Consider the following 13456-nt stretch of genomic DNA (forward strand, 5'->3'; position numbering starts at 1 on the left):
AATAGATGGGGCGGAAACGACGCGATATTAGGGGCCTCGCCCGAAACCGGTCGCTTCCGGATGGATTTCTATTCCCCTAAGCCAAATCTCTATCGCGCATTGAGTTCGGGCACATCGACCCAGCGTCGTTCTTGCCAGCTCTGTTGAGCGAGTTCTGCGAGCTGCACGCCCTTGGCGCCCTCGCGCAGGCTGAACTTCCACGGCGCATCCTCGGCGACATGGCGCAGGAAGCCCTCCCACTGAACCTTGAAGCCATTGTCGAACACCTGCGTGTCGGGAACCTCGTCCCACGTCTCGAAGAAGTTGATCGGCTGCGGCTGGTCCGGGTTCCACACCGGCTTCGGCGTGTTCACCCGATGCTGCGTCCAGCAGCGCATCAGCCCGCAGACCGCAGACCCATGCGTGCCGTCGACCTGGAAGGTGACGAGATCGTCGCGACGGACGCGAACCGCCCAGGAGGAATTGATATGGGCGATGATCCCGCCCTCGAGCTCGAAGGTGGCATAGGCCGCATCATCGGCATCGGCGGCATAGGTCTTGCCGCTCTCGTCGACGCGGCTTGGAATATGGGTGGCGCCGAGGCAGCTCACCGACCTGACCTCGCCGAACAGATTGTCGAGCACATAGCGCCAATGCGGCAGCATATCGAGGATCATGCCGCCGCCGTCGGCCTTGCGGTAGTTCCACGACGGACGCTGCGCCTGCACGCCCCAGTCGCCCTCGAACACCCAGTAGCCGAACTCACCGCGCACCGAGAGGATTTTTCCGAAGAAGCCGCTGTCGCGCAGCATGGCGATCTTGCGCAGGCCGGGCAGGAACAGCTTGTCCTGCACGACGCCGTTCTTGACGCCGCGCCGCTCGGCGGACGCTGCCACCGACAGCGCCTCTTCCAGCGTCTCTGAGATCGGCTTTTCGCAATAGACATGCTTGCCGGCGGCAATCGCCTTCTCCAGCAACTCGACGCGCATCTGCGTCGAGCCGGCATCGAAGAAGATCGCATTGGCGGGATCGGCCAGAGCGGCATCGAGATCGGTCGTCGTCTTCGACAGGCCGTGCTTGCGGGCAATCGCCTCGATCTTCTCGGCATTGCGGCCGACAAGCACCGGCTCTGGCATCAGCCTGTCGCCATTCGACAAAAGCACCCCGCCCTGCTCGCGGATCGCCAGGATGGAGCGCAGCAGGTGCTGATTGTAGCCCATGCGTCCGGTGATGCCGTGCATGATGATCCCGATTGGCCTTGTCGCCATAAGCCATTCCTCCCGTAAATAACCATATAGTTACATAACTGACACGCCAATGCACACCTGTCAACGCCAAGAAGCCGCAAGGGAACACCTCCATCATCTCTGATTGCTGAGCAGCTGCGAAAAAACGCCAGGCTGCATAACCACTAGGTCCAAAAGGCCCGATCTATCCCATGGCTGCACGCTCCTCGCGACTACTTGACAGCTTCTCGGGGCTTATGCATTCTAGTAACCGATCGGTTACAACATTTTCAAATTTTGTGTTTGTGGTTTTGGGAGAGACTGCAAGGCTGATCAGGTGCCTGGAGGAAGCATGGGATGGAGACGGCCGCCGGTATAAGTGCCAATGAAGGCACGAGCCTTCCGCTACGCCTCGATATGCGTAATATTTCAAAGCATTTCGGCGCGGTTACCGTGCTGGACGACATTTCGTTGACATGTCGGGCCGGCGAAGTGCTGGCCATTTGCGGTGAGAACGGCGCGGGCAAATCCACCCTCATGAAGGTTCTGGCTGGCTTCTACCGCCCGGATGCCGGCGACGTGCATATCGACGGAAATCTCGTTCATTTCAGGCACCCGCTCGACAGCCAGCGCGAAGGCGTTGCCATCATCCACCAGGAACTCAGCCTCCTGCCGCACCGCACGGTTGCGCAGAACATATTCCTCGGACGCGAGCCGACGCGGTTCGGCATTGTCGACCACAAGCGCATGCGCGTGGCGGCCTTGCGTGTGCTGGCCCGTCTACAGTCGACCATCGATCCCAATACCTTGGCGGGCATGCTACCTATCGCCGATCAGCAGGTCGTGGAGATCGCCAAGGCACTGACGCTCGACGCCCGCATTCTGGTCTTCGACGAGCCGACGGCGGCTCTCGACAATGCCGAGGCCGCGAAGCTTTTCCGCCTGATCGAGGAGTTGCGGCGAGACGGCGCCTCGATCCTCTATATCTCGCACAGGATGGGCGAGGTCTTCACGCTTGCCGACCGCATCTGCGTCATCAAGGATGGACGGCTCGTCGGCGACCTCGAGAGAAGCGATACCAATTCCGACGCCATCGTCCGGCTCATGGTCGGTCGCGAGATCGGAGCACTCTTCCCGCCACGATCTCGCGTCGCGTCTGGCGAAGAGGTTCTCTCCATCGCCGATGGAGGAAACCGCCATCTTCACGATATCGCGCTGACCTTGCGAGCGGGCGAAATCACTGGCGTCGCTGGGTTGGAGGGATCCGGCAAGACGGCACTTGCGCGTGCCATCACCGGCGACGAGCCCTTCAAGGCCGGCAATATCCGCTTCTGGGATGGCAAAGGCGCGGCGTCCAGTCCACGCGAGGGCGTTCGAAGAAAGATTGCCTACGTTCCCGACGATCGGAAAAGCGAAGGTCTCGGCCTTCGCCAGTCGTTGCGCGAAAACGCAGCCCTGACCCGGCGCGCCTTGTCGCCTTCGCTATCGCTTGTGTCGCGCGGTGGCTGTTCAGCGCCGGCGCTCGATGCGCTGCTGCGCCAGCTCGATGTCCGGGCGGCAAACCACACGATGCCTGTGGGCGCTCTGTCGGGTGGCAATCAGCAGAAGGTGGTCGTCGCCCGATGGCTTGCCGTCAATCCGCGCCTCTGGGTGTTGTGCGAACCCACGCGCGGCGTCGATGTCGGCGCCAAATCCAGCATCTATTCGATCCTGCGATCCTTTGCCGATGTGGGCGGCAGCGTGCTGGTCGTCAGCTCCGATCTCGCCGAGGTCATCGGCCTCAGCGATCGCATCCTGGTGATGGGCGAAGGACGGATCGCCGCCGAATGCCCGGCCGGCGCCAGCGAGGAAGACATTATGAAACATGCGGTCCTGTCACATCGGCCACTATCAGGCGCGCCGGGGGCGACAACATGACCGATATGCCAATCGAAGGCAGCCGGGCCGGAAGAAACAGAATGCGGAGCTCGGCACTCCCGCTCGTTCTCGTCGCCGGCTCGGCCCTTGCCTATGCCGTCGTCGCGTTCATAACCGGTCAGATCGCGCAATTGAGCTGGGACGGGGTCATGGGGCTGCTGCAGCGCATGGTCGCGCTCGGTGTCGTGGCGGTCGGCCAGACCTTCGTCATCCTCGCCGGTTCGATCGACCTCTCGGTGGCGCACCTGATCAGCCTCGGGGCAATCATCTCGACCTTCGTCATGCAGGGCGATCCCACGTTGATCTGGCTCGGCATCCTTGCGGCAATCCTCCTCGGCATTGTCGTCGGGGGCGTGAACGGCTTGCTCGTAACGCTTCTGAAGGTCAATCCGCTGATCGCGACACTCGGAACCGGCCTTATTTTGCAGGGTATCCTGACGACAAGCTACGGAACGATGCAGGCGACAGCGCCTGCCGGCTACCGGACGCTTGCCTATGACTCGATCGCCGAAGTCCCCTATGCGCTGCTGCTGCTGGCCGCCATCGGCATCGTCGCCGCCTTCGTTCTTCGCCGCACCATCGCCGGCGCCCGCATCTACAGCGTCGGCGGCAATCCGATCAGCGCCCGTCTCGCCGGCATTCACACCGACAGGGTAGTGCTCGCGGCTCATATCGTATCGGGCGCATGCGCCACCGTCGCCGGTCTTTATCTGGCGAGCCGGCTTGGAACGGCGACCCCCTGGGTCGGCCGCAATGGCGGCTACGATCTCGATTCCATCGCCGTCGTCGTCATCGGCGGCACATTGCTTGCCGGCGGCAAGGGCGGTGTCGGCGGCACGCTTGCCGGCGTCTTTCTTTTCTGCACCATCGATGCCGTCTTCAACATGCTGCAGATCGACCCGTTCCTCGGACAGGTGCTGCGCGGCGCCGTCGTCGTGCTCGCCGTCGCCTATCACAGCGTCAGGCAGAAGGGGCACATCGCATGATGCCGTCCCTCGCGGCCAGGCTCAACATTCCACACGGGCGGTTTCCCATGCTGGCGTCAATAAGGCGGGTCAATCCCGCCCTGATCATGCTTCTCGTTCTGCTTGTGGGCATCGCGATCCTGAGCCCGCTCTATCGTACGCCTGCCGGCATGATGAGCCTGCTGCAGCGCGCGGCCCCTCTGGTGATTCTCACCTGCGGTCAGGCTTTCGTGCTGATCTCCGGCGGCTTCGATCTCGCCCAGGGTTCGCTCGTCACCCTCGTCGTCATTGCCTGCGCACTGATCACCGGCGGCGATGCGGCGCTCACTCCTGAAGCGATCGGTATCGCCCTCGTGCTTGGGCTTGTTGTCGGCTCTGTCAACGGCTTCGTCGTATCCTATCTGAAAGTGCCCTCCATCATCGCAACGCTCGGCGCGCTCCTGTCGGTGAAGGGCGCGGCGATGATGTGGTCGGGTGGGGCACCGCAGGGCTACCTTCCGGACAATCTGCGCATGTTCGGCCGCATGGTGATCCGCCCCGTGCCGGTCATCGGCAGCCTGCCTGTCGCCGTCATCGTCCTTATCGTCGTCGTGGCCCTGCTCGCCTTCCTTCTGCATGCAACACAATACGGCAAGCTGCTGACCATGATCGGCGACAATCCACGCGCCGCGGAACTTGCCGGCGCGCCGGTCCGCAGGATCCGCTTCGCGGCCTTCGTGATCTCATCCCTTTCAGCCGTCATTGCCGGCATCCTGCTTGGCGGCTTTTCGGGTGTATCAGTCGATGTCGGAACTGGCCTTGAATTACAGGGAACATCGGCGGCGGTTATCGGCGGCATTGTGCTGCTCGGCGGTCGCGGCAGCATTTTCGGCGCCGCTTGCGGCGCTCTTTCGCTCTACGCTTTGTTCACATTGCTGAACCTCATCGGCTTTCCCGAGCCGATGCGCGTGGCGGTGCAGGGCATCATTCTGATCGTCGCAGCCGCGATCACATCGCGGCGGCAGATGATGAGTTGACGATCGCGCTCCTTGGGAGAGGGCGCCTTACCGGGCAGTACCGGTTCAACAATGGGAGGGTAACATGAAAGCATTCAATAAAACGAAGCCTCTATCCATAGCCGTCAGCCTCTGCCTGCTTTCGGCGTCAGTGGCACTTTTCGCCCCACCGGCCATGGCGGATGACGCCTTCACCGCCGAACAAGCGCTGTTGAAGGTGACGCCGACCGGCCCTGCCGACAAACCGTGGGAGCAGTATATTGGCGGCGGCCTGGTCGATACCTCAAAATACAAGAAGGCCGGCCCGCACAAGCTGTGCTTCTCCAACGCCAGCGTCAGCAATCCCTGGCGCGTCGTCGGCTGGAAGGTCATGCAGGCGGAAGCCGACGCCGAGAAAAGCTCCGTCGCCTCGCTGCAATATGCCGATGCCAAGGATAGCGACGACAAGCAGATCTCCGATATCCGCGCCTTCATCAATGGCGGCCAGTGCGATGCATTGATCGTTTCGCCGACGACGTCGAACGCGCTGACGCCTGTTGTCGAGGAAGCCTGCAAGACGATGCCGGTCATCGTTTTCGACCGTAGCGTCAATACGAGCTGCCCGGTCACCTCGATCAGCAGCATCGGCGGCAATGCCTGGGGCATCGCCGGCGCGCGCTATATCGCCGAGAACCTGCCTAAAGGCGGCAAGGTACTGATGCTGCGCACGGCACCCGGCATCGACCTGTTCGAAACCCGCTCAGATGCGGCCATGCGCATCTTCAAGGAAGCCGGCATCACACCTGTCGGCAGCGAATTTACCGGTGGTGACAATGCCAAGACCAAGGCGGTCGTATCGGACTATCTGAGCCGCTTGGGCCAACTGGATGCGGTATGGGTCGATCTCGGCGCCATGTCCGTCGCCGTCGCCGAAGCCTTCGAAGATGCCGGCCAGCCATACCCGATCATCACCGGCGAGGATCAGGAAGACTATCTGCAGAAGTGGAAGAACACCGGCTTCAAGGGCGTTGCCCCGACATACCCGGCCTATCAGTGGCGCACCGCACTGCAGGCGGCCGTAAAGATCCTTGATGGCAAGCAGGTTCCAGGCCCGAAATGGGTGCTGCCGCAACCCGTCATCACCAACGAAAATCTCGACCACTATGTGAACCTGAAAATGCCGCCGCTGCACTACGCGCTCTGCGGCTGCGAAGACCTGCCGGGCTATCCGGAGCGTTTCGGCGGCAAACGCTGATCCGTTTCGCGCAATGACCACACAACGACCACTCTGCCGATAATGACAGGACGTATTCCATGATTGATTACCTTATTCTTGGTGGTGGCAGCGCAGGCTGCGTTCTGGCCGCCCGTCTTTCCGAAAATCCCGGCGTTGAGGTCGTTCTCGTCGAAGCCGGCCGCAACATTGCGGCCGGCAGCCTTCCCGACAATATCCGCAGCCGCTATCCCGGCCGCGCCTATATCGACGAAGGCAATATCTGGTCCGAGCTCAAAGCCTATATCGGCGCACCGAAGGGCGAAATCGCCGGGCGCAGCCCGCGCCGTTATGAACAGGGCCGCGTACTCGGCGGCGGATCTGCTGTCAACGCCATGGTCGCCAATCGCGGTGCACCGGGCGATTATGACGAATGGGGCGCCGAGGGCGCGAAGGGATGGTCCTGGGAAACGGCCCTGCCCTATTTCCGCAAGCTGGAACACGATTTCGATTTCAATGACGACTATCACGGACAGGATGGCCCGATCCCGATCCGCCGCATCAAGCAGGCCAACATGTCGCCCTTCGTCAAGAGCGTCATCGACACCATGGTCGCTCGCGGCCATCAGCGCCGCCCCGACCAGAATGGTGAATGGAAGGACGGCATCTATGTCGGCGCGATCGCCGTCAGCGACAGGGGCGAGCGCGTGCCGACCTCCGTCGCCTATCTCTCGCCCGAGGTCAGGGCGCGGCCCAATCTGCGCATCCTGACCGACCGCTTCGCCGACAAGCTGGTGCTCGAAACCGGGCGTGTTACCGGCGCAGTCATTTCCGATGCGCGGGACCGCTCGAGGACTGAAACACTCCTCGCCCACGAGACCATCGTCAGCTGCGGCGCCATCCATACACCGGCATTGCTGATGCGCAGCGGCATTGGCCCCGGCGAGCAGTTGAACAAGCTCGGCATCGCGGTTGCCCTTGACAAGGCCGGCATCGGCCGCAATCTGATGGAACATCCGTCGACGGCCGTTTCCACATATCTGCCGCCGCAATCGCGACTGCGGGATCTCGATGAACATCACGATCACGCCATCCTGCGCTTTTCGTCGGGCCTGCCGGGCACGCCGGAAGGCGACATGCACGCGGCGATGATCGCGCGTTCCGGCTGGCACAGCGTCGGCCAGCGCGTTGGCACGCTGTTCATCTGGGTCAACAAGGCCTATTCGCGCGGACATGTGCAGCTGAAAAGCACCGATGCGCGCGAGGAGCCGTTGGTCGATTTCCGCATGCTGTCCGACGAACGCGATCTCGAGCGGTTGAAATCCGCCTTCCGTCTCGGAGCACAGACATTGCTCGACAAGCATATGGACGGACATCGCGGCCCGGTATTTCCAACCAGCTATTCGCCGCGGGTGGCGAAGCTTGGCGGTCCGGGCATGCTCAACCAGATCCAGCGCGGCCTGTTCGGCGCGATGCTCGATCATTCCTATGCCCTGCGCCCCTGGCTCATCAATTCCGTGGTGACGCTCGGCGTGAAAATCGAGAACCTGCTTGCCGACGACAAGGCGTTGACCGCATTCGTCAGCGGTGCCGTCGGCGGCGTCTGGCATGCTTCGGGAACCTGCAAGATGGGCGCGGAGAGCGACCCGCTTGCCGTGACCAGCGGCAGCGGCGAAGTCTACGGCATCGCCGGTTTGCGCATCTGCGACGCCTCGCTGATGCCGACCATCCCGCGCGCCAACACCAACACGCCCGTGATCATGATGGCGGAGAAGATCGCCGACGACATCAAGGCCGCACGGCAGGGCGCTTCATCACCGGCGCGCACTGCCTCGCCATCGGCATAAGAGCGCGGCACTCAGCCACGCATCACGCCGGCTGGCGGGATGCCGTCGCCTGCTGCAGGCCGAAAAGGATAAGAAGCAGCAGACCCAGCGCGCCGCCCGCCAAGGCCGAGGCGGTCCATCCGCCCCAATGATAGGTAACGGTGCCAAGCAGCGAGCCGAGTGCGCCTCCGATGAAGGTTACGGTCATGTATAGCGCATTGATGCGGCCGCGATTTTCCTGCCCGGCTGCGGAGAAGATGATGCGCTGGCTGACCACCTGATTGCCCTGCACGCCGGCATCGATGAGGAATGCAAGGATCGCCAGGCCAACCACGGTCGGGATTGCCGCCGCCCAGCCGGTGGCGAGGAAGCCCACGCCGACCAGCAGCATCGAACCGAGGGTGACCATGGTGGAGTGACCATGATCGGCAAGGCGTCCGGCCAGAGGTGCGGCAAGAGCGCCGCCCGCACCGGCAAGCGCGAAAAATCCGATCGCGCGCTGGCTGAGGCCGAGTTGCTCCGCAAGCATCAGCGGTGCGGCCGTCCAGAACATGTTGAAGGCGGCAAACATCAGAAATTGGAAGGCTGCGCGCCAGCGCAGAGCCGGCATGGCCAGCCAAAGCCCCGCCATCGAAGTGAGGATCTGGCCGTAGTGCAGACTGCCCTTGACTGCATGCTTCGGCATCATGCGCACCAGTGCCACGAGGATCAACACCATCAGCACTGCCGAGCACCAGAAAACGGCGCGCCAGCCGAAGCTCGCGGCGATGAACAGCGAAGCCGGACGCGCGAGCATGATGCCGGTCAACAATCCGCCCATGATGTTGCCGACGGTGCGGCCACGCCGCTCGGGCGGCACCATGTGGGAGATGAAGGGGATCAGCACCTGCGCGCCGGTGGAACAGACCCCAACGACGAATGAGGCGATGAAGAACGGAACTGCAACCGTCGAGACAGCAGCCGCGATCAGCGCAATGATGGTGAGCGAAAGTGTCACCAGCACCAGCCGCCGGTTCTCGACGATATCGGCGAGCGACACCAACAAAAAGAGACCGGCGCCATAGCCGATCTGCGTGATGCCAGTGATCGAACCTGCCAGGCGGTCGCTGATGCCAAGCTCGGCACCGATGGAGGCAACCAGTGGCTGGGCATAATAGAGATTGGCGACAAGTGCTCCCGTGGCGACCGCCACAACAGTCACAAAGGCGCGCGAGGGTTCCTGCTCGACCCTGTCGGCCGCCAATGTTTCATCATCTTGCATGGAGATCTCCGGATTCGGCGGCAACTTGAGCATGATCTCAAGGAAATGCGAAGTGGTTTTAGGCCGGCCCATGACTAATCAGAAGATGAAAAATGGGCAGATCGCTCAAATGTGATCTGGCTCAGGACGTCATTGCGAGGCACAGAGCGCGGTTCACAAGCAAGGCTACTCCCGCCAGAACGGCGACATGCCTTTTCCAGGGCAAGATCGCATCCGCCAGCATCCATGCGGTCAAAAGCGCCATCCAGCCGACATTCATCACACCACCGGCAAACTGCAGGCAGATCATGCCGGCGCAGCTGCTAAAACATGCTCTGCCGTGTCGCAACCCCGCTTTCACTCCTGTACCCCCGCCGCAAGTCCCCGTTACGCAAAACGGCTTCGGCGAGCGCCTGAACGGCAGGACCTGATAAAGGCCTGCAGCAATGAAAAGAAGGCCGCTCCATTTCGGATTGCCCATGGTCGCGCCGCCGATCAGGACGCCGTGGGATTCCAGAGCCCATTGTACCAGTGCGGCGACAACGCTTCCGAGCAGGATTACGAGGAGATAGCCGCTCGCGACCGACATGGCTGCAGTATAGACATCGAGGCGGCCGCGATGATTCCAGGACGCCTGCATGATTGCAGGAGCCGCGCCCGGCAGCATCATAGCCGGTGTCATGACAATCCACATTGCCAGGAGGCTGAATGCCCGGCCTGAATTCCAGGCCGGTATGTTCGACCCAATCCCCTCGACGCCGCACACCATGATGCCTGCCATCGGCATGATCGAAACGAGAAGCCACCAGCAAAGCGCACTGACAAAGGCAATCCCCAGAAGGATCGCCTGCATCTGTGTGTCGCGAAGCATGATGGTCGAACTCATCGCAAATACCGACTGGAGTGTTGATGGAGAGCACATGGCGGCCCCGACCAGCGAAGCCGCCATGTGAGCTGCTGCCTAATTTGAGGAGATCAGCAGCAGCATCCCTTCGAGCCGTCGCCCGCAAGGACGCTCGCTTTGTTGACCGTATCCGGCAGGTTGTTCGATGGATTCATCTCGAAGAACCCGGCAGGCGCCAGCGAGAAGCCGCAGGATATGCAGGGCTGCACCGGAAAGTCCTCCGGACGGACGACATGATGCAGGCCGAAGGAGTGCCAGAGCACGATGTCGGTGTTCTCGACCGGACGATCCTGCTTGACGATTTCTGCAAGTCCGTCCGAGCCATCGGAGTTGGCGACGAACTCACCGGCCGGATAGCGCTCGTTCTCATTATACGGCGTGACCCAGATGTGATTGCGGATGAAGTTCGACCGCGTGCCGGAAGCACCATCATCCTGGATCATCGGGGTGACGCAGTTGGGTGCATGCAGCTTGTAGCCCACGGGCTTGCCGACATGATTGAGCTTGTTGGGATTGACGACCTTCCAGCTGCGATGCGTGGAAAGATCGGCCCTGCGGGCCGCCGCAAGCTCCGTCTTCAGCACGGTATCCTCGGCATAGAAGGCATTGCCGAAGGGGTTCGTGGCGCTCGTCGGCTCCATGTAGGAGTTGGTCTCGACAACGCTGTTGCCCGAACCGTCCACGGCCATGTCGAGACGGGCGCAGAACACATGCTGATGGATCGGCGCGCCGAGACCCGGCTGGATTTCGACCGAGTATTTGTCCGGCTGGCCGGGATGGCAGGCATTGGTATTGACGATGCCGGTCGCCTTCATTTCGAATTCGATCTCGCCCGCCAGGTCCAGATGCCAGTATTGCGCATACTCGTAATTGCCCACCGTGCAGATCGAGGAGATCACCAGTTTGCGGCCGCGCTTGAGCACGGTGCGGCCGGTACGGAAATCCCAATGCTTCCAGAGGATGCCGGTATCCTCTTCGTGGATGCAAACCGCCTTTTCGATGGTAACGGCTTCGCCCTTGATGCCGTTCACATGCGCATCGAGATAGTGGATGGTGCCCAGGCAATCGCAGCCGAGCTTGAGCGAATTGGTCAGCTTGCCAAAGCCGTATTCGCCAACGTCGAAAATATTCTGCCGGGCATGGCCGAAGAGGGGCGAACCATAGGGCACCACGAGCTCAGCGATTGCGGCCCGGCGAACGACAGAGCGTCCGTCATAGCGGATATCGTGCAGCACCAAACCTTCGCGCGGCGTGAAGCCGATCGCCAGCGTCCACTTGTCCCAGGAAATCGCATGGCCGTCGATGGTGAAGCTGACACCCTCAGGCTGCACGACATCGAGTGTCTTGAGCGGCGCCGACGGCGCGGGCAGGAATTCGGGGTCGTAGTCATAGCGCGCCATCGGGATCGGCGGATGATCGGGGTGATCGTCGACGCGCAGAACTTCCCCGGTCTTGACGTCGATAACGGCATTCAGACCTTCGATCGGATGGGCGTAATAATTTCCGAATTCGTGGACGCGCAGCCACGAGAAAGTATGGGAGATCAGTCGGCCCTCTTCATCCTTGTGGCCGAAATTGCCGCCGGACCAGGAGTCGACGATGACGCCGGTCATATCCTCGATGCCACGCTTGCGGCAGGCTTCGATGAAACGCGGGTCGTTCTTGACGTTGACCTCGACGCTCAGCATCTGTTCGACCATGAAGCCGGCGCGCGCCGTCGGGAAATGCTTGCGGCCGACGATCGACTTGTCGGCCAGCGAGATGATCAACTGCCAGACGCCCGGCTTGTCGATATGGTTGACGTTGACGCGGGCCTCGCGGGCCAAGGTCTTGCCTTCCAGATGGGCGCGATATTCCGCCGGCGTCGGCTCGCGAAGATCGATATTCTCGAAGAGCGCCGCCGGCCCCAGCTCCGGATCGGCCTTGACCACATCGGCAACGATGCGGATTTCATCCGCGGTCAGCGGCGAAAGAGCCTTCAGGTAGGTTGGCGGCGGCGGTGCAGCAACGCCGGCTTGCGCCGTAGCGGGGTGAACGGTCTGATTCATGGCACTCTGTTCCCTGTTCTAGTGCGGTGGCGGCCGGCTGAACGGCCATCCCTCGCGGTTCGTCGTCGTCGACAGGCCGCCACGCGCGCCCTGTCTGATGGTCGGTATTATTGGCGCAGGTCCGTCCAGATCCGGTCATAGGCGCGCGTCGCCTTTTCCGGGCAGGAGGGTGCGAAGACGATCTTGAGGTCGGACGGCGGATTAAATTCCGGCGAATTGCCAACTTCCGGCGGCAGATACTTGTTCGATCCGGCGACCGCGCTCTGATAGCCGGTCGACTTCTGCTGCAGGGCGATGTTCTCGGGGTCCATCAGGAAGTTCAGAAACCTCTTGGCGTTCTCCAGATCGGGAGCGCCCTTCGGAACGGCAACATTGTCCATCCAGCCGATCACGCCTTCCTTTGGAATGACGTATTTGATGGTCGACTTCTGCTGGCGTGCGGCCAGAGCCTTGCCCGACCATTGTTCATGCATGACGGTTTCGCCGGATACCTGACGTTCCGTGGTGCCATCGGAATTATAGACCTTCACGAAAGGCTTCTGGGCTTGCAGCAATGCGTCGAGTTGCTTCAGGTCGGCCGGGTTAACGTTGCACTGGTCCTTGCCGAGGTAGAGCAATGCCAACGACATGACTTCGCTTGGCGAGCCGAACATGCCGATCTTGCCCTTGAGGTCGGCGGATGGCTCGAACAGCGCCTTCAGGCTGTCGGTCGGGCCGTTGTAGATGGCGGTATCCACCGAATAGGACGTCGTTCCCCATACCCACGGAACCGAGTATTTGGCATCGACGTCCCACGGACGCTTCTGCCATTTGGGTTCCAGGTTCTTGAAGTTCGGCATCGAGGCAACGCCGACATCCTGCAGCAAGCCCTGGCTGGCGAAGATCGGCACGAAGTCGTTGCTGATGATCATCACGTCATAGCCGGACGCGCCGGAGCTGATCTTGGCAAGAGCGGTCTCGTTGGAATCATAGGTGTCGATCGTCACCTTGATGCCGGTTTCCGCCTCGAACTTCTTGACCATCTCGTCTGAGGTATAGTCCGTCCAATTATAGATATGCAGCACGCCGGCATCGGCAAAAGCCGCATGCGGCATGGCGCAGGCAACGCCTGCAAGCAGGCTGGTACTCAGGAGCAGTTTCTTCATTTTGGTCATGGTTCCCTCT

Annotated in this window: 10 protein-coding genes; 5 read left to right on the forward strand and 5 right to left on the reverse strand. The window is 61.7% G+C overall.

The window, feature by feature from the left end; genetic code table 11:
- Positions 1–89: 89 nt before the first annotated feature.
- Positions 90–1247 (reverse strand): Gfo/Idh/MocA family oxidoreductase, encoded by a 1158-nt coding sequence (locus BSK43_RS32340; RefSeq protein WP_136687411.1) that lies wholly within the window; start codon positions 1245–1247, stop codon positions 90–92.
- 315 nt (positions 1248–1562) lie between these two features.
- Between BSK43_RS32340 and BSK43_RS32345 the strand changes: the two genes are divergently transcribed.
- The 5 genes from BSK43_RS32345 (at position 1563) to BSK43_RS32365 (ending at position 8121) form a co-directional block, all read left to right on the forward strand.
- Positions 1563–3122, forward strand: coding sequence for a sugar ABC transporter ATP-binding protein (locus BSK43_RS32345; protein WP_077467569.1), 1560 nt, complete (start codon positions 1563–1565; stop codon positions 3120–3122).
- Entirely contained in the window at positions 3119–4108 is a 990-nt protein-coding gene (locus BSK43_RS32350) for an ABC transporter permease (RefSeq protein ID WP_246662758.1), read from the forward strand. The genes BSK43_RS32345 and BSK43_RS32350 overlap by 4 nt, the downstream gene beginning before the upstream one ends.
- 47 nt (positions 4109–4155) lie before the next feature.
- Positions 4156–5103: an ABC transporter permease gene (locus BSK43_RS32355; protein ID WP_077467570.1), complete on the forward strand. Its 948-nt coding sequence runs from the start codon at positions 4156–4158 to the stop codon at positions 5101–5103.
- Positions 5104–5167: 64 nt separating this feature from the next.
- A complete protein-coding gene (locus tag BSK43_RS32360; RefSeq protein WP_077467571.1) occupies positions 5168–6316 on the forward strand; it encodes a substrate-binding domain-containing protein in 1149 nt (382 codons plus the stop codon).
- A gap of 59 nt (positions 6317–6375) precedes the next feature.
- Complete coding sequence (locus BSK43_RS32365) at positions 6376–8121, forward strand: GMC family oxidoreductase N-terminal domain-containing protein (protein WP_077467572.1); 1746 nt, start codon at positions 6376–6378, stop codon at positions 8119–8121.
- 22 nt (positions 8122–8143) lie between these two features.
- Here BSK43_RS32365 and BSK43_RS32370 read toward each other — a convergent pair whose 3' ends face one another.
- The 4 genes from BSK43_RS32370 to BSK43_RS32385 all read right to left on the reverse strand — a co-directional run bounded on the left by BSK43_RS32370 (position 8144) and on the right by BSK43_RS32385 (position 13446).
- Entirely contained in the window at positions 8144–9361 is a 1218-nt protein-coding gene (locus BSK43_RS32370; RefSeq protein WP_077467698.1) for an MFS transporter, read from the reverse strand.
- A 121-nt stretch (positions 9362–9482) separates the two neighbouring features.
- Positions 9483–10226: a DUF2182 domain-containing protein gene (locus BSK43_RS32375; protein ID WP_169055491.1), complete on the reverse strand. Its 744-nt coding sequence runs from the start codon at positions 10224–10226 to the stop codon at positions 9483–9485.
- A gap of 89 nt (positions 10227–10315) precedes the next feature.
- The gene (locus BSK43_RS32380; protein WP_077467574.1) at positions 10316–12292 is read right to left on the reverse strand and encodes a primary-amine oxidase; all 1977 of its coding nucleotides are present in this window, start codon (positions 12290–12292) and stop codon (positions 10316–10318) included.
- Positions 12293–12399: 107 nt separating this feature from the next.
- On the reverse strand, positions 12400–13446 hold the full coding sequence (locus tag BSK43_RS32385) for an extracellular solute-binding protein (RefSeq protein WP_077467575.1): 1047 nt from the start codon (positions 13444–13446) through the stop codon (positions 12400–12402).
- Positions 13447–13456 lie beyond the last annotated feature (10 nt).

The organism is Rhizobium sp. P44RR-XXIV, assembly GCF_001999485.2.
Lineage (GTDB): Bacteria > Pseudomonadota > Alphaproteobacteria > Rhizobiales > Rhizobiaceae > Rhizobium.